This is a genomic window from Ruegeria sp. C12 (assembly GCF_056537745.1).
Genome location: NZ_JBQFSA010000016.1, coordinates 1 through 16,882, shown reverse-complemented (window position 1 = coordinate 16,882; position 16,882 = coordinate 1). Strand labels below are relative to the sequence as shown.

18 protein-coding genes and 1 tRNA gene are annotated in these 16,882 nt (G+C 59.5%); 7 read left to right on the top strand and 12 right to left on the bottom strand.

Annotated features, from left to right (window positions below; genetic code table 11):
• Positions 1 to 4: 4 nt before the first annotated feature.
• Positions 5 to 1,021 carry a Fe(3+) ABC transporter substrate-binding protein gene (locus ACR0C9_RS21510; RefSeq protein WP_170624936.1) on the bottom strand — a complete coding sequence of 339 codons (1,017 nt, stop codon included), beginning with the start codon at positions 1,019 to 1,021 and terminating at the stop codon, positions 5 to 7.
• Between the two features lie 150 nt (positions 1,022 to 1,171).
• Between ACR0C9_RS21510 and ACR0C9_RS21505 the strand changes: the two genes are divergently transcribed.
• Entirely contained in the window at positions 1,172 to 1,930 is a 759-nt protein-coding gene (locus tag ACR0C9_RS21505) for a helix-turn-helix domain-containing protein (protein WP_170624935.1), read from the top strand.
• A gap of 27 nt (positions 1,931 to 1,957) precedes the next feature.
• Here the strand turns inward: ACR0C9_RS21505 and ACR0C9_RS21500 are convergent, their stop codons facing one another.
• From ACR0C9_RS21500 to ACR0C9_RS21490, 3 genes are all read right to left on the bottom strand, one after another.
• Entirely contained in the window at positions 1,958 to 2,458 is a 501-nt protein-coding gene (locus ACR0C9_RS21500; RefSeq protein ID WP_170456704.1) for a nuclear transport factor 2 family protein, read from the bottom strand.
• 61 nt (positions 2,459 to 2,519) lie between these two features.
• Positions 2,520 to 2,954: a nuclear transport factor 2 family protein gene (locus ACR0C9_RS21495; protein ID WP_480782018.1), complete on the bottom strand. Its 435-nt coding sequence runs from the start codon at positions 2,952 to 2,954 to the stop codon at positions 2,520 to 2,522.
• A 56-nt stretch (positions 2,955 to 3,010) separates the two neighbouring features.
• Positions 3,011 to 3,958, bottom strand: coding sequence for an alpha/beta hydrolase (locus ACR0C9_RS21490; protein ID WP_480782017.1), 948 nt, complete (start codon positions 3,956 to 3,958; stop codon positions 3,011 to 3,013).
• A 173-nt stretch (positions 3,959 to 4,131) separates the two neighbouring features.
• On the opposite strand from ACR0C9_RS21490, the gene ACR0C9_RS21485 reads away from it, so the two are divergent.
• Positions 4,132 to 5,295, top strand: a complete 1,164-nt coding sequence (locus ACR0C9_RS21485) for an adenylate/guanylate cyclase domain-containing protein (RefSeq protein ID WP_480782016.1) — start codon at positions 4,132 to 4,134, stop codon at positions 5,293 to 5,295.
• 64 nt (positions 5,296 to 5,359) lie between these two features.
• On the opposite strand, the gene ykgO is transcribed toward ACR0C9_RS21485, so the two are convergent.
• Together ykgO and ACR0C9_RS21475 are read right to left on the bottom strand one after the other, a co-directional pair.
• Entirely contained in the window at positions 5,360 to 5,485 is a 126-nt protein-coding gene (gene ykgO / locus ACR0C9_RS21480) for a type B 50S ribosomal protein L36 (RefSeq protein ID WP_005648635.1), read from the bottom strand.
• 91 nt (positions 5,486 to 5,576) lie between these two features.
• Positions 5,577 to 5,651, bottom strand: a tRNA-Val gene (locus tag ACR0C9_RS21475).
• A gap of 148 nt (positions 5,652 to 5,799) precedes the next feature.
• Between ACR0C9_RS21475 and ACR0C9_RS21470 the strand changes: the two genes are divergently transcribed.
• Positions 5,800 to 6,660 carry an N-formylglutamate amidohydrolase gene (locus ACR0C9_RS21470; RefSeq protein ID WP_170524455.1) on the top strand — a complete coding sequence of 287 codons (861 nt, stop codon included), beginning with the start codon at positions 5,800 to 5,802 and terminating at the stop codon, positions 6,658 to 6,660.
• 3 nt (positions 6,661 to 6,663) lie between these two features.
• On the opposite strand, the gene ACR0C9_RS21465 is transcribed toward ACR0C9_RS21470, so the two are convergent.
• On the bottom strand, positions 6,664 to 7,917 hold the full coding sequence (locus tag ACR0C9_RS21465) for a DNA polymerase IV (protein ID WP_480782015.1): 1,254 nt from the start codon (positions 7,915 to 7,917) through the stop codon (positions 6,664 to 6,666).
• 350 nt (positions 7,918 to 8,267) lie between these two features.
• The gene (gene pyrF / locus ACR0C9_RS21460) at positions 8,268 to 8,972 is read right to left on the bottom strand and encodes an orotidine-5'-phosphate decarboxylase (protein ID WP_480782014.1); all 705 of its coding nucleotides are present in this window, start codon (positions 8,970 to 8,972) and stop codon (positions 8,268 to 8,270) included.
• Positions 8,973 to 9,116: 144 nt separating this feature from the next.
• Between pyrF and ACR0C9_RS21455 the strand changes: the two genes are divergently transcribed.
• Together ACR0C9_RS21455 and clpB are read left to right on the top strand one after the other, a co-directional pair.
• Entirely contained in the window at positions 9,117 to 9,434 is a 318-nt protein-coding gene (locus ACR0C9_RS21455) for a hypothetical protein (protein WP_170624929.1), read from the top strand.
• Positions 9,435 to 9,562: 128 nt separating this feature from the next.
• Positions 9,563 to 12,181, top strand: coding sequence for an ATP-dependent chaperone ClpB (gene clpB, locus ACR0C9_RS21450; RefSeq protein WP_480782013.1), 2,619 nt, complete (start codon positions 9,563 to 9,565; stop codon positions 12,179 to 12,181).
• Positions 12,182 to 12,232: 51 nt separating this feature from the next.
• Here the strand turns inward: clpB and ACR0C9_RS21445 are convergent, their stop codons facing one another.
• The 3 genes from ACR0C9_RS21445 to ACR0C9_RS21435 form a co-directional block, all read right to left on the bottom strand.
• Entirely contained in the window at positions 12,233 to 12,856 is a 624-nt protein-coding gene (locus ACR0C9_RS21445) for a class I SAM-dependent methyltransferase (RefSeq protein ID WP_480627407.1), read from the bottom strand.
• A gap of 96 nt (positions 12,857 to 12,952) precedes the next feature.
• Positions 12,953 to 13,768: a cyclase family protein gene (locus tag ACR0C9_RS21440; protein ID WP_480586106.1), complete on the bottom strand. Its 816-nt coding sequence runs from the start codon at positions 13,766 to 13,768 to the stop codon at positions 12,953 to 12,955.
• A gap of 119 nt (positions 13,769 to 13,887) precedes the next feature.
• Entirely contained in the window at positions 13,888 to 14,823 is a 936-nt protein-coding gene (locus ACR0C9_RS21435; protein ID WP_480782012.1) for a hypothetical protein, read from the bottom strand.
• A gap of 244 nt (positions 14,824 to 15,067) precedes the next feature.
• On the opposite strand from ACR0C9_RS21435, the gene msrP reads away from it, so the two are divergent.
• The gene (gene msrP, locus ACR0C9_RS21430; RefSeq protein WP_480586109.1) at positions 15,068 to 15,970 is read left to right on the top strand and encodes a protein-methionine-sulfoxide reductase catalytic subunit MsrP; all 903 of its coding nucleotides are present in this window, start codon (positions 15,068 to 15,070) and stop codon (positions 15,968 to 15,970) included.
• Between the two features lie 4 nt (positions 15,971 to 15,974).
• Positions 15,975 to 16,589: a protein-methionine-sulfoxide reductase heme-binding subunit MsrQ gene (gene msrQ, locus ACR0C9_RS21425; RefSeq protein ID WP_480586112.1), complete on the top strand. Its 615-nt coding sequence runs from the start codon at positions 15,975 to 15,977 to the stop codon at positions 16,587 to 16,589.
• Here the strand turns inward: msrQ and ACR0C9_RS21420 are convergent.
• On the bottom strand, positions 16,548 to 16,882 hold a 335-nt coding region (locus ACR0C9_RS21420; protein WP_480586115.1), incomplete at its 5' end, for a hypothetical protein. The two genes, msrQ and ACR0C9_RS21420, sit on opposite strands and share 42 nt — an antisense overlap.

Sequence of the window (16,882 nt, the reverse complement as noted above, 5' to 3'; positions counted from 1 at the left end):
GTTGTTACTTCCAGCCAACCTCGTTGAAGATTTTCTGCGCTTCGGGCAGATTCTGCGCGACTTCGGACAGGTTGATCTCATCCGCTTTGAACTCACCCAGCGACTTGACCGACTCGGCCAATTCGACGCCTGCGACCGTCGGATACTCGTCATTGCCTGCCGAGAAATACTGCTGCGCCTGATCGCTGGAGAGGTATTCAAGGAACTTGATGGCGTTCTCTTTGTTGGGCGCATTTGCGGCAACGCCACCGCCCGACAGGTTCATATGCGCGCCATAGCCGTCCTGGTTCGGGAAGACCCAGCCGATGGAGTCCCGTTCGGCGGACAGGCCCTTGACCTCCTTGCGGATCGAGCGGGCGAAGTAATAGGTGTTCGACACGGCGATGTCGCATTCACCCGAAACCAGACCGCGCAGCTGGTCGGTGTCGCCGCCCTGCGGGTCACGGGCCATGTTGGCAACAATTCCTTCGGCCCAGCTTTTGGCTGCATCCGCGCCTTCATGGGTGATGATCGAAGCCAGCAGCGTCTGGTTGTAAACATTGGTCGACGAGCGGATGCAGATCAGACCTTCATATTCGGGCTTGGCCAGATCGGCATAGGTGGCCGGCGGGGTGGCGACATTGTCTTTGTTGTAAAAGATGATCCGGCCGCGCTGCGAGAATCCGAACCACTGGTTGTCGCTGTCCTGAAGGTTTGCAGGGATACGCTCTTCCAGCACGGCGCTGTCGATCGATTGCAGAACACCGGCGTTCTTGGCGCGGGCCAGCCGCGACGTGTCAACGGTCAGCATCACATCCGCGGGAGAGTTCGCCCCTTCGGCTTCCATGCGGGCGATCAGCTCGTCGGCCTTGCCTTCGATGCGGTTGATCTTGATCCCCGTCGCCTCTTCAAAGTCGGAATACAGGCGTTCGTCGGTGTCATAGTGGCGCGACGAGTAAAGGTTCAGCTCGCCTTCGGCAATTGCAGATGTGGCGATCAAAGCCATCAGGCCAGCCGCGATGCATGTCGTGGATTTCAACATGGTGTCTCCAAACGTTGCAGATTCTTCCGGGTAGTTCCCGAGTGATTTAGTCAATTACCAAATTGCGAGTCGTTTGCAAGCAAATCCGACAGAAATAGTCGATAATTTGTTCAGATTTGAATCGCGCGCCCGATCCGTTACATTCGGACCATGTCCAAAGTGGTGTCGAACAAGACAGTATTGCCAGCAGGTGGCGGCGCATTTTCGCTTCCATCCCTGTCGGTCGGCATCTTTCTGAACGATCAGCCAACTCACCGTTTTGCCCACGGCACGTCCATTGCAACGCACCTGCCCCTGAGCAAGAATCAGGGCTGGATCCTTCCGGCGGGCAGCGATGGGGTATGCGAGTTTGACGAGGATCTGGAATTTGTCATGGTCAGTCTGGACAACGCGATCCTGACCGAATTTGATCTGAGCCGTGATTTTGAATTTCAGCCCATCGTGGGCGACATTGACCCGCTGCTGACGAACCTGAGCCTGACGGCAAGTGCATCTTTAGGTGGCGGTCTGTTATACCGCGAGACCATTCAAAGGGCGCTGGCCGCGCAGATCGTCGAAACTGTCCGACCTGCCGCGGATTGGCATCGCGACATTGAAGATGCCCGGCTGCGCAAAGTGCTGGACTATATTCAGGACAATCTGAGCCAGGACCTGTCGCTATCGGCGATGGCCGATCTTGCCGCGATGAGCGGGGCGCATTTTTCCAAGGCTTTCAAACACGAGGTTGGGGTTGCACCCCTTCAATATGTGATCGCGGCCCGGCTGGATCGTGCATCTGTTCTGTTGCGCACTTCAAAGCTGACCGTGGCTGAGATCGCCTGGCGCGTCGGCTATCAGGATGTCAGCCGGTTTGGGCAACATTTCAAACGCAAGTTCGGCGCAACACCGGCCAAATTCCGGGCGGGATGACCCGCCCGAACTGGTGGAGCGTGCTGGTTACTGGCTCGCCCGCTCTGCTGCGATGCTGACCAACCCTCGATCCCCGGTTTCCCAAAGTGCGGTCATGGTCAGGGATGTGACACGCCAGCGGTCGCCGGACTGAACCAACGCGTAAGAGTATCGGCCACCCAATGTCCAAAGACCGTCATCAATGCGGTGGGTCGCTGTGAAATCGGCCTCGGCGGTGGCGGTATTGCCATTGACCGAGGTCACGGTTTCATTCGTCACCATGTGATGCGTGCTGTCGAAACCGGGCAGGAAGCCGGACCATGCAGCAATCAACGCGTCAGCCGGTTGCGTGGCAGGATCGCCGCCCCAAAGGCTGGTGTAGTCGGTTGTGACCGTGTCGGCAAAAGCGCTGCGCACGCGGTCCCAGTCGTGCCGGTCGGCCCCGGCGGCGATGTCCGTGATCGATCGGTTGATCTGGGCCTGATCAGCGAAAGCGATGGTTCCGGCCAGGGTCGCAATTGCGGCTGTAGAGATCAGTGTTTTCACCATTGTCGTGGCTCCTGTTTTCTCAGGTTGAATGAAAGCGGAGGCTTGGGATTCATCGGTCTGACTACTCGGCCAAACGTCCGGGCAGAGGCGCGAGCGGATACTGGGCCCAAAAGAACGCATTGGCCGCATCCTGATCGCCGGACAGGTTCGTCGCTTCAACGATCTTGCCGTTCTCGATGCGGTAGACCAGCGCCCAGATCGTATCGACATTTGCCGCGCCATCGACATTCGACCATCCGCGATGAATATCGACGACATGAGTTTCATCCGCACCAAAGTAGATCGGTTCGGCCTGAAATCCGGCCGACCCAAGCTGTTCGAAGAACGCCAGAACCTCAGTGCGGCCCCGTTTGGTGCCGCTTAAGGGATGGCGGCCGGGGATGTGCCACCGCACATCCTCGTCCATCACGGCAGCAATCGCTTCAAGGTCGTTTGCCCCATAGGCGGCAAAGAAATCCTGAACGGTTTTGATGTTCTCTTCCGGTGTTGCGGCCATTGCCAAGCCTCCGATCAGTAGTGCGGTTGAGGTCACAAGGGGTGCAAGCAAGGGTTTCATCCTTGCTCCCCACGAAAATGCTCGGCCATGGCGTCTGCGGCCCGCGTGACGTCTTCGGGATTGTCGTAGAAATCGAACTGGGTCACGTCTTCGAGCCATTGCATGGTCGCGTCCCCGGCAAACCCGCCAAGAAAACTGCGCACGCCCTGCGGGATTGCGGCGCTTTCCGAATGGACGATGGCCAGTGGTTTATCCAGACGCTGCGGGTTGTCTGCGGGGTAGTATGTCAGCCAGCCTTCCCAGCCTGCGTTGTTCCACTGATTGTCATATTCCGGGATCGCGCCTCGGTCGGCTTCGTAATAGTAGCCGCCGATGGGCATAAGCACGCCCTCAGCCCCTTCCGGACCTGCCGCCGGGATGATCTGACCGCCTGACGCCTTGGCAGCGCGGGAGATTTCAATCAGACCGGCCACACCGTCAGCGCCGCCGTACACGGTCTCGACGATTTCGCCGTTTTGCAACCACGGGGCAACGAGGCCAACCCGCTGCACCAGATCGTTCCCGGCGGATGCGTCGACCATATACCCGGCTGAGGCACAGATCCCCAGACCGTTGATCCGAGACGCATCGACTTCGGGCAGTGTCGCCAGAACTTCAAACGCCTTGGCAATATCCGAAGTCTTTTCCTGTGGGCTTTCGACAAACCGGACGCCTTCGGGCAGGTCACCGGATTTACCCCAGCCGCGGAAGTCGAAGGTAAAAGCAGCAAAGCCGCGCGCGACCATCTGGCGGGCATAATTCGCAGGCATCTGTTCCTGCACTGATGTCCAAGCGCCCGTGACGACAACGGCGGGCAGGGGCGTGCCGTCATATCCTTCGGGCAGGTAGAGGGTGCCCGACATCTCGGCTCCTTCGTTTTCGAACGTGACAGTCCGTGTTTCGATATCGGCCATTGCGGTTGACGCCATCAGGGCGGCGGCGGTTGTAAGTGAAGCGCGTTTCATAACTCTCTCCATCTGTGATGTGGTCTTCGGCAGCCAAGATGATGGTTCTGGGCCGGTTTGAGAGGCGCGATTTCTGGGATTCACTATGCGAATCCTGTCAAATGCACCCGACATTGCCGGTCAGGGCGCGGGCACCATATGTTGAGGCGAATGGCAGAGCGGGAAGGCGACCTATGCAAGACAAGAACGATCTGATCATCTGGCTGATTTCGCAGGGTCGGATGCTGGGTGACGAAACGCGGATCGTGTCGCAATACTGCGCAGGCTTACAGGAACTGGGCGTGCCTTTGTCGCGGGTTCGGATCGGTCAGAATTACTCCAACCCGCTGATCAGCGCGTGGGGCATCATCTGGACGCCGGAAGGGTCTCGGAAATACACGGTTCCAATCACGATTCGGGTCTCAAGCGCGTGGCATGGCAGTCCGTTTCAGGCGGTTGTGACTTCGCGCCAACCCCTGCGCAAGCGGCTGCTGGATCTGGACCTGTCGGCAGAGCATGAGGTGTATTCCGAACTGCGCGATGCCGGTGCCACGGATTTCCTCGCTATGCCGCTGGAATATGGCGACGGTTCGGTTCAGGGGTCCAGTTTCAGCACGGATCACCCGGATGGCTTTTCGGACGCGCAGGTGCAGATCATCGAAGCCACCCGCCACGCATTGTCTTCGGCGCTGGAACCGATTGCGATGCGCGAGTCGCAGAAAAGCCTGCTGCAAACCTATCTGGGCGAAGGTCCGGCGCTTGAGATTGGCAACGGCAATATCAAACGGGGCGAGCACAAGTCGGTCTCTGCCGCGATCCTGTTTGCGGATTTGCGCGGGTTCACTGCGAAATCCGAGATTTGGTCCGAAGAGAAACTGCTGACCATCATGGGTGATTATTTCGAGATGGTTGTGGGCCCGATTCGGGACCATGGCGGTGACGTGCTGAAATTCATGGGCGACGGTGTTCTGGCTTTTTTCCCGGCAGAGCCTGATGCGGAAACGGCTTGCCAGTCAGCAGTGTTGGCAACCGCCGAGGCCCTGTCCCGGCTTGCGGCGTATAATCAGGACGCCCAAGCCGCAGATGCCGAACAGATCGAGTTTGTCGTCGGCCTCGACTATGGGCCTGTAACATTCGGAAATATCGGCAGCCCGGACCGGTTGGATTTTACAGTGGTGGGGTCAGCTGTGAATGTCGCCAGCCGGGTTCAGGGGCTGTGCAAGGACCTGGGTGAGCAAATGCTGATGACCAAGGATGTGCAGCGCCATCTGAACAGGGAAACAGAATCGGTGGGCTGCCATCAACTCAAAGGGCTTGGCGAGGCGATCGAAGTGTTTCGGACCAACCCTGCTACCTGACAGGCTGCGCACAAAAAAACCGCGCTTTACAGCGCGGTTCTTTCGAATTGGGTATGTGCAGTTCTTAGCCCTGGCGAGCTTTGAACTTGCGCTGCGTCTTGTTGATCACGTAGACGCGGCCTTTGCGACGCACAACCCGGCAGTCGCGGTGCCGGTTCTTGAGCGAGCGGAGCGAGTTCTTGACCTTCATCGGTCTGTCTCCAATCTGCGGCGCCTTCATCAAAGACGTGGCCAGCGCCTGGGTTAGTCGGGTGCCCCGGAAGCCCGGAACAGTGAAACGATGGTGGGCGGTACAAGGATCGAACTTGTGACCCCTTCGATGTCAACGAAGTGCTCTACCGCTGAGCTAACCGCCCACTTTCCCTTTGCGTGCCCTGCCCCATAACGAAATGGGGCGCGGATCACCGCGCCGGTAGCGGGGTCTATAAAAGGAGTCGTTCAGGGGTTCAAGGGGTTTGGAAGAACAATTTTCCGGTCTATGTTGAGTGCGAACACGGAGAGATCATGCCGAACGCAGCCTTCATACTGGATATGCCCGAGAATCGCACCTCATGCGCCGTGTTTTCGTCGCCCCATAGCGGGCGGGACTATCCCGAGGCATTGCTGAAACGGTCTGTTCTGAACCCAAACGTGATTCGATCCTCGGAAGATGCTTTTGTGGATCAACTGTTTGCCTCAGCGTCAGAGTTCGGCGCGCCCCTGATCAAGGCGGCCATGCCGCGCGCCTATCTGGACCTCAACCGCAGCGCGGATGAGCTTGATCCGGCGCTGATCAGCGGTGCGCGCAGGCAGGGGCACAACCCCCGCGTTGCCTCGGGGCTTGGGGTGATTCCCCGCGTGGTGGCCAATGGCCGGGCGATTTATCGCGGCAAGTTGACCATGGATGAGGCGCGTCTGCGCATCGACACCTATTGGCGGCCCTACCATACGCGGCTGAAATCGCTGCTGGCCGAGTCGCATGAAAAATTCGGGCAGGCGATTCTGATCGATTGCCACTCAATGCCGCATGAGGCGGTTGCCATGGCCAGCACCTCGCGCAGCCAGCGGCCCGAGATTGTTCTGGGCGACCGGTTTGGTGCGTCGGCGTCCACCGAGATTGTAGACCGCATCGAAGCCGCCTTTGCGGCGGCGGGGCTGACGGTTGCGCGCAACGCGCCCTTTGCCGGGGCTTATGTCACGCAAACCTACGGGCGGCCCGGTCGCCAGCAACACGCGATTCAGATCGAGATCGACCGCGCGCTGTATATGGATGAAGAAAAGATCGCCCCGAATGCGAACTTCATGCCTTTCTCAAGGCTGTTACGTCAGGTGATCGCCGAGATCGCCAGCATCGGCGCGCAGCCTCAGCGTCTGGCGGCGGAATAGGGCCTAGCGCAAGGCGCGCCCCTTCACGATGGCATCTGCGCCGAACCGTTCCCGGATTTTGTCGGTCGCACGCTCGGCCTGAGACCGGCGTCCGGCGTCAGGGTCCAGCAAATCCCCTGATATGTCGGCCTGATCCGCTGAACACAGATCGGACAAGCCACAGCCCAGCAGCCGATAGGGGCCCTGATCGCCCACCTGATCGAACAGGCCACGCGCGGTGCGATAGATTCGGTCGGCAATCTGGGTCGGATCGCGCAGCGAAACCCGCCGGGTGATGATCTTGTGATTGGCCTTCTTCAGCTTCAAGGTGACAACCCGCCCGGCCAGATCCTTGGCCTTGGCCCGGTCGGACACTTTCAACGCCATGCGCCAGATGTGACCGTCCAGAATGTCGGTGCTGGCGGTATCTTCGAAAAAGGTGGTCTCATTGCTGATCGATTTCATCGGCTCATGCGCTGACACGCGCCGCTTGTCCTGACCGCGCGCCAGATGCCACAGGCGATAACCCATCGAGCCGAACCGCGCCGTCAGCGCCTCCTGATCCCAGCGCAGCAGGTCGGAGAAGGTGCGAATGCCCGCCCGTTCCAGCGACTCCTGTGCCGCCGGGCCAATGCCCCAGATCAGACGCACGGGCTTGTCATGCAGGAACTCTGCCGTCTCGTCCTTGCCGATCACCGAAAACCCGCGCGGTTTGTCGAGGTCCGAGGCTACCTTGGCCAGAAACTTGTTATGGCTCAGCCCGATCGAGCCGGTCAGGCCCAGTTCATCCTTCATGCGCTTGACCAGACGTGCCAGCATGACCGCAGGTGGCGCGCCGTGCAGACGTTCGGTGCCCGACAAGTCCATAAACGCCTCATCCAGTGACAAGGGTTCCACCACCGGCGTCAGTTCATCCATCATCGCGCGAATCTCGCGCGAGACCTCGACATAGACCGACATGCGGGGCTTAATCACCACCGCCTCGGGGCAAAGCTGTAGCGCCTTGAACATCGGCATGGCCGAGCGCACGCCCCTGATGCGCGCCACATAACAGGCCGTCGACACCACGCCCCGTTTCCCACCGCCGATAATCACAGGCTTGTCCGCCAAATCCGGATTGTCGCGCTTTTCGACCGAGGCGTAGAAGGCATCGCAATCCATATGCGCGATGGACAGGTCGAACAGTTCGGGATGTGACTTGACCCGAGGGCTGCCACAGGTCGGGCAGCGCCGTTCGTCGGTGACTGTGGTCAGGCAATCTCGGCAAAGACCAGGCATGCGCGTCCTCGGGCATTCCGCGAGTGGGTTGGGCACCCCTTATACCACCGATAAGGGGGGATCAAAGGTCCGACAATCTGTGTCTGATCTCAAAAGAAGACCCCCCGCGCGTCAGCGGGGGGAGGTAACGAACCTCAGGAAGACACGGTTCGTTGGGGAGTGTTTCATCCCCAAGACTCGCCGATATCTCTATATTTAGATAGGTTCCAAGCCCCAGACCCTAAACTTGCGCGTTTTCTGTGTATTTTCGGGCACAGCTTGTTTCAGCGGTTTTAGGGGTCAAAAATGACCTAAGGTCAAGTTAATCAAGACATTTGTTAACGCATTCAGGGTTTGATTCCCGAAACCGTTCAGTGCCGTGTCAAAGAGTTTAATTCGCTCAGAACGGCCTCGGCCGCCGCTTTCGGATCGTCCGCCTGATAGATCGGACGGCCCACCACGATGTGATCTGCCCCGTCGCCGATGGCGCTGGCCGGGGTCGCGACGCGTTTCTGATCGCCCAATGCGGCCCCGGCAGGACGCACGCCCGGCGTAACGATCAGCCGACCTTCGGCCTGGGGCAGGGCGCGGATCAGGGCGGCCTCTTGCGGGCTGGCGATAACGCCGTCGGCCCCGGCCTCCAGCGCCTTGGCCGCACGTTCGACGACCAATTCCTGCACGTCGCCTTCTTTCAGCAGGCTGGCATCCAGATCGTCGCGGTTCAGCGAGGTCAGGATGGTCACGGCAAGGATTTTCAGGTCCTTGCCCGAGGCCCCCTCTTTCGCGGCGCGCACCACATGCGGGTCGCCATGGACAGTCAGAAAATCCAGATCGAACTGCGCCAGCCCGCGCACCGCGTTTTCCACCGTGTTGCCGATGTCGAACAGTTTCATGTCCAGAAAGATGCGCTTGCCGTAATCCTGTTTCAGCTCATTGGCCAAAGCCAGCCCACCGCCGGTCAGCATCCCCAACCCGATCTTGTAGAACGAAACGCTGTCGCCCAGCCGCTCGGCCATGGCCAGCCCCTGCAGGGCGTTCGGAACATCAAGGGCTACGATCAGGCGGTCATCGGACATTGGGGCGCTCCTGTTTTTTGGCAAACGTCTGCGTCCTAACGGGTTCGGGCGCGCCTGTCTATGCGCGATAGCTGTCAGGGGCCGTTGTGTTCTGTGCTAGAGTGACCGGATTGAACGTAAATAACGAAAACAAAGGGACGTGAAATGAAGAAACTGCTGTTGCTGGGCGTGGTTTTGACAATGGCCGCCTGCGAAGACCCTACGCCTGACGCTCCGGAAACAGGGGCTGCACCGGCCCCGACGAATGATGATTTGCGTCTGGTACGCGGCTACCGATCCGAAGATGATTGGTGCCAGCTGACCGGCGAAACGGCCTTTACCGGCAATTTCCTTGATCACACCGCCGATCTTGTTTCCTGCCCGACAGGCAGCGATGCGGCGCAGTCTCTGGTCGATGACCTGGGTGCTGTTCAGGTGGCCGAGACCGGAGGCTACACGGTCTACACGATTCAGCGCGAATAGTGTGGGAATCTGCGCTCTAGCCTCTTGAACCGGCAAAGATATTTCCCAAATTGAATGCGAGGCCCAGACCGACGCGTGCCGCCAAGCGGGCGCAGCAGACTTAGGGCGCTTGGAAAAGGAGAATAGCAATGGACTTGAACAAGTTCACCGAGCGGGCACGGGGATTCGTGCAGGCCGCGCAGACGATTGCGCTGCGCGAGGGGCACCAGAGGCTGGAGCCCACACATATACTCAAGGCATTGATGGATGACGATCAGGGGTTGGCCAGCAACCTGATCACCCGCGCAGGCGGCGCTCCGAACCGCGTGGTCGAGGCGCTGGATGCCGCGATGGGGAAAATCCCGAAAGTCAGCGGCGACGCGAGCCAGATTTACATGGACGGCCAAACCGCCAAGGTTCTGGACGAGGCCGCCAAAATTGCAACCAAGGCGGGCGACAGCTTTGTGCCGGTCGAACGCGTTCTGATGGCTCTGTGCATGGTAAAATCCAAAGCTAAGGACGCTTTGGAAGCTGGTGCCGTATCCGCCCAGAAACTGAACGAAGCGATTAATGACATCCGTAAGGGTCGTACCGCTGACACTGCCTCGGCGGAAGAGGGCTATGATGCGCTCAAGAAATACGCGCGCGACCTGACCGAAGCTGCTGCTGAGGGTAAGATCGACCCGATTATCGGGCGGGATGAGGAAATCCGCCGCTCAATGCAGGTTCTGTCACGCCGCACCAAGAACAACCCGGTTCTGATCGGGGAACCCGGCGTCGGTAAAACCGCGATCGCTGAAGGTATGGCTCTGCGCATCATCAACGGTGACGTGCCGGAATCGCTGAAAGACAAAAAGCTGCTTGCGCTCGACATGGGAGCGCTGATCGCCGGTGCGAAATACCGTGGTGAGTTCGAGGAACGCCTCAAGGCCGTTTTGACCGAAGTCACCGAGGCTGCTGGTGAGATCATCCTGTTCATCGACGAGATGCACACGTTGGTCGGTGCCGGTAAATCCGACGGCGCGATGGATGCCGCCAACCTGATCAAGCCTGCGCTTGCCCGGGGTGAGTTGCACTGTATCGGCGCGACCACGCTGGATGAGTACCGCAAATACGTCGAAAAAGACGCAGCCCTTGCGCGCCGGTTCCAGCCTGTTGTTGTGGCGGAACCCACCGTCGAGGACACGATCAGCATCCTGCGCGGCATCAAGGAGAAGTACGAGCTGCACCATGGCGTGCGCATCTCGGACTCGGCGTTGGTCTCGGCGGCGACCCTGTCGCATCGCTACATCACCGACCGTTTCCTGCCCGACAAAGCCATCGACCTTGTTGATGAGGCCGCGTCGCGCCTGCGGATGGAGGTGGACTCCAAGCCGGAAGAACTCGATCAACTCGACCGCCAGATCCTGCAAATGCAGATCGAGGAAGAAGCGCTGAAGCTTGAGGATGACGCGGCATCCAAGGACCGTCTGGACACCTTGCAAAAGGATCTGGCCGATCTGCAGGAGAAATCCGCCGAGATGACGGCCCAATGGCAGGCCGAACGTGACAAGCTTGCGGGCGCGCGTGATCTGAAAGAACAGCTCGACAAGGCGCGGGCCGATCTTGAGATTGCAAAGCGCGAAAGCAATCTGGCAAAGGCGGGGGAACTGTCCTACGGCATCATCCCCGAGCTTGAGAAAAAGCTGACCGAGGCCGAAAACGCGGAAAGCAACGCCATGATGGCCGAGGAAACGGTGCGCCCGGAACAGATCGCATCCGTGGTCGAACGCTGGACCGGGATCCCGACCGCCAAAATGCTGGAAGGTGAGCGTGAGAAGCTGCTGCGGATGGAAGACGATCTGCATTCCCGCGTGATCGGTCAGGATGCGGCGGTGACTGCTGTCGCCAACGCCGTGCGCCGGGCACGTGCGGGGCTGAATGACGAAGGTCGCCCGCTGGGCTCGTTCCTGTTCCTCGGACCGACCGGCGTGGGTAAGACAGAGCTGACCAAGGCCGTGGCGAACTTCCTGTTCGATGACGACAACGCGATGGTGCGCATCGACATGTCCGAGTTCATGGAGAAACACGCGGTTGCCCGTCTGATCGGTGCCCCTCCGGGCTATGTCGGCTATGACGAAGGCGGTGTGCTGACCGAAGCCGTGCGGCGCAGGCCCTATCAGGTCGTGCTGTTCGATGAGGTCGAAAAGGCGCATCCGGATGTGTTCAACGTGCTGTTGCAGGTTCTGGATGACGGTGTTCTGACGGATGGTCAGGGCCGCACTGTGGACTTCAAGCAAACGCTGATCATCCTGACGTCGAACCTTGGGTCTCAGGCGCTGAGCCAGTTGCCCGAAGGTGCGGACAGCGCACAGGCGCGGCGCGATGTGATGGACGCGGTCCGGGCGCATTTCCGGCCCGAGTTCCTGAACCGTCTGGACGAGACCATCATCTTCGACCGGCTCAAGCGGGGTGATATGGATGGTATCGTCGATATCCAGATGGCGCGTCTGCAAAAACGTCTGGCGGCCCGCAAGATCGAACTCGCGCTGGATGATGGGGCCAAGGAATGGCTGGCCAACGAAGGCTATGACCCGGTCTTTGGAGCACGTCCGCTGAAACGCGTGATCCAGCGCGCCCTGCAGAACCCGCTGGCCGAGGCCTTGCTGGCCGGTGAGATCAAGGACGGCGAGACCGTTCCGGTCACCGCAGGGTCGGACGGGCTGATCATCGGCGACAGGCTGGGCACGTCAGATCGCCCGCGCCCGAATGATGCCGTGGTGCATTGATCCAACAGAAACCAGAAGACCCGCCCTATCGGCGGGTCTTTTTCTTCGGAACTAGCCTCTGCGACGCACCAGTATTCCACGGCTTGTCCGGGATGGTGGGCCCGCAGGGAAAGCGTATTCGCGTTCGCATTCAAATCCTGCCTGGTCCAAAAGCCCTAGTATCTCATCCCTGCCGAACGTGCGGTGCCGCCATTGCAGCCAGATGATCGCATTGCACCAATGCGGCTTTGATACCACAAGATACAACCGACCGCGGGGGTGCAGAAGATCGCGTATGTGTTCAAGCGCGCGCATGGGGTCCGGGCAGTGTTCGATCACATGCGCCGCCAGCGCCACATCTGCAGGTTCAAGATCGACGGAACCGAGCAGCCCTTGTGCAATATTTGGCTCAACACCCCTTACGCGCAGTGCATTTTGGCCTTGCGCCAGCATGATGGGGCTTGGCTCAAGCAGCGTCATGTTTCCGGGCGGTCCATGAATGGCAACCCAGGCCTCTGCGAATGATGCGGTTCCGGCACCGACATCGACAACGCGCGCCTCATGCTGCGGTGTGCGTTGGCCTGCCGAAAGAAATCCCAGATACGCGTCATAGTAACCAAGGACGCGCATCTTATCCCGCCATTTCGGCGCGGCGGAGTCATAGCGCAGGGTGGTATCCGTGGTCGTCCTGTCCATTGGGTGGTGTGTCCTCGGCGCCCAAGACCTGTGAGGTACGTAACAGGTGACTGGCCCGCCGGTCTGACGCGCCAGTTTTCTTGTGCGTTGGAAATGTCAGATCAACGCAAATATCCGCGCCGGGCCGCCGGTGCCCCCTTTATGCTTGGGCGCGCCGATCACCAGCGTTGCGCCCGAGGCAGGCACGCGGTCCAGATTGGCGAGACATTCGATCCCGAACCGGCCCGAGGGCAACCAGGCATAATGGGTGGCGAAATCGGCGGACATGCCGTGATCCAGCGACAGCGTATCGACGGCAATCGACCGCGCGCCAGTGTCCTCCATCAGCATCTGCGCGGCTTCGACGTGGAAGCCGGGATAGTGCTGTGCTTCGCCGTCGAAATTGCGGAATTCGTCCGTGGCCGTCTTGCCCGCCCAGCCTGAATGCATGGCGACACAAGCGCCATCCGGGATGTCACCATTGGCGGCAATCCAGGCGTTCAGGTCATCCGGGGTGACGCGCGTGTCCGCATCCTCGGCCGCGCGGGCGGCAATGTCGACGACGCATAACGGGGCAACCAGATCGGTGACCGGGATTTCATCAACCGACAGGCCATCTGCGGAAAAGTGCAGGGGCGCGTCGATATGCGTTCCCGTGTGCTCGTTTATGGACAGGTTGAACAGGTTGAAGCCGTGTTCGCCAAAGTTAAAGACCTGCTCGGCTGAAATGCCCGGATCGCCGCCCCAGGTCGGAAACTCGGGGCTCAGCGTGTGGGTCATATCCTCGACCCCGCCATGACCCGCCGCCAGTGCTGCTGGAACGGTCGCGGCTGTTGCGGTGGCCGCTATTCCGCTGGCTGCGGCGGCTTTGAAAAAGCTGCGTCGCGACAGCATCCTGTCCTTGACGGCATTCATTACGCAGATGTCACACATTCGTCTTCCTCCCGTTGCGGCAGATAGGCCGATTTACTGGCCCCGCCCCAGCATTGGGACACGGCACCTGCCTGACAGAGTGCCGCGCCGCCTGTGCGCTTGTAAAGATCGCTGCCGTTTCAGGGGCGGGATTGACGGCTTTTGCGCAAGGCCCGCAAGTCTTCGGCAGACATGCGCGGACCGGTGTTGGATGGCGGCGGCGGGGCTGGTTTTGCGTCAAATTTGGTCGGATCGATGGGGGCAAACGGATCTGCGCCGCCACTGAGCCGAAGATGGGCCAAGACCCCACCCGCGCATTGCAGGCTAAAGCTCCAAAGCGCGACCACCAGATAGGCGACGATAATTGCAGCCAGCGACCAGTCAAAGCGGAACGGTTCGCTGCCGTCCAACATTGCCTCGATTTCCATCACGTAGGATTCGGGCGAGCCCGTAGCTGTCAGAACCAGAAACAGCGCAAAGATCACAAAGTAGAATACGACAATGGACAGGTAGCTAAGCGCGACGATGCCGAACAGCTCCCAGAAAGACGATCCGAAATGCAGGAACGGCGTATAGGGGCGATTGTCGGGATCCCGCCCGATCGAGGCTGATGCCATGGGCACCAGCAGGCTGGCCCGGATCGCGCATACAGCGACAAAAGGAAGGACCGAGATGGCAATCAGCGTCTCGGGCCTTGCCACAATATTCAGAAGGTCCTCGCTGTCGAACGTACCAAGGCCCAGGCTGGTCGGCGACATCATCAGGCCCGAGAACCCAAAGACCGGAACAGATGCAATCCCGATCACCATGGCTTCGGCGGCACCATAGGCAAGCGCGGGCACGATCAGGGCCTTATAGCCGTGGCTTGGACGCATATGTTTGGACTGAAACCCGAAACGGGCCCCGACCAGAAACAGTATCAGCAAGAAGGCTCCGGGCGCGATGAAACCGATTAGCCCTCCGATCAACCCGCCGACCAACCCGTAAAGAAGCAATCCGATGACCAGAATCGGAAATGTCAGGACAAACCGCCAAAGAATCGAAAAGGACAGGACGAAGGATTGAAAAACAAGCATAGGGGGCAATCTGATCAACCAATGGATGTGACCGGCCTATCGAATTGCGCGTCTCCGGGCCAGAGGCTTTTTGACCTCATGACCCGACGCACGTGTCTTCCGGTTGCACCCATGCCTGTGGGGGTCCGGTATTGATCACGCGGAACGTTACAATCCGTTCGCTCAATCGTTACGCCTGTTTCCTTGGCTCTGTGCTATCAGCGCATTACGTCACCTTTGACGCTGAAACTTGACGGAGATCCAAATGGCGCATCGCTGGACCAACACTTTGACACATGCCGATGTCACCCCCCGGGCGGCATTTCTGAACCGGCGGCAGGTAATGGCCGGGCTGGCAGGTGTCGGGCTGACCGCGATGGCGCGGCCCGCAGCGGCGCAGGAGGCTTTGAAGCCCAACACCTGGGAAGAGATCACCAGCTATAACAACTTCTATGAATTCGGGACCCGTAAGGATGATCCGGCGAAATACGCTCATACATTGGTGACCGAGCCGTGGAGCGTGCAGATCGACGGTCTGGTCGACCGCCCCGGCACCTATGACTTTCAGGACATCATGTCCGAGATGACCGTCGAGGAACGCATCTACCGCTTCCGCTGTGTCGAGGCCTGGTCGATGGTCATTCCGTGGAACGGGTTCGAACTGGCCGATCTGCTGAACATGGCGGGCGTGCAGGAAGGTGCCAAATATGTGGCGTTCGAGACCGCCTATCGCCCGGAAGAAATGCCCGGCACGCGCTTCCCGATCCTCGAATGGCCCTATCGCGAGGGTCTGCGTCTGGATGAGGCGATGCACCCGCTGACCATCATGGCGACCGGCATCTATGACCGCCCGATCCCGAACCAGAACGGCGCGCCGCTGCGTCTGGTGGTTCCGTGGAAATACGGGTTCAAGTCGATCAAGTCGATTGTGAAGATCACGCTGACCGAGGATGAGCCGCCCACCAGCTGGAATATGTCCGCGCCGCGCGAATACGGGTTCTATAGTAATGTGAACCCGAATGTGGATCATCCGCGCTGGTCGCAGGCCTCGGAACGTCAAGTCGGTGGCGGGCTGTTTGCCAAGCGCGTCCCGACGCTGATGTATAATGGCTATGAACACGAGGTCGCCAGCCTGTACGAAGGCATGGACCTGAAAGAGAACTACTGATCAGATGCAGGCGGTGAACCAGATACTGCGCAAGATCCCTGTTTGGGCGATCTATACCTTGGGGGCATTGCCTGCCCCCTGGTTTCTGTATCTGGCCCTGACAGGCGGATTGGGGGTCGAGCCGATCAAGGCGCTGGAACATGAGTTGGGCGAACTGGCCCTGCAGCTTTTGATCCTTGGTCTGGCCGTCACCCCATTGCGTCAGCATCTTGGCCTGAACCTCATCAAGTTCCGCCGTGCGATCGGGGTTCTGGCCTTCTCCTATGTCGCGCTGCATTTGCTGGTCTGGCTGGTGCTGGACGTACAATTGCCCAGCCAGATCTGGGCGGACATTGTCAAACGCCCCTATATTACCGTCGGCATGGCGGGGTTTGCCCTGCTGTTGCCCCTGGCTGTGACATCGAACAACTGGTCGGTGCGTCGTCTGGGCCCTCGCTGGCGCAAGCTGCACAAGCTGGTCTACCCGGCGGTTCTGCTGGGCGGGGTTCATTATGTCATGCTGGCCAAGGGCTTTCAGCTTGAGCCGCTTCTCTACCTTGCCGCCATTCTCGGCCTGCTGGCGTTCAGATTGCCGCTGTCAGGTCTTTTGACCCGCACAAGACAGGCCGATTCCGCCTGAGTCTGAGCCGAGTCTGTGGGTAACCACGTGAATAACATCACAGCGCCCCTGATTCCTGCGATGAGAAGCGTGTTGGTGTGCCACATCTGTAGTTCGATGCTTTTCTAATAGATTGTTTTTAAGAGATAAAATGAGATTTCTAAGTTTTTTCGCCGTTTTCTGGTTTTTCTGCTTGCGGCCCTGATCACTAAACCTTAGAACGCCCTTCACCGGCGCTGCTGAGGCGCTGGGACGCGGCGGAAGCGGCGGAGACGCATCGGAGAGACGGTGGGCATTCGGAGGTTTTTGATTGG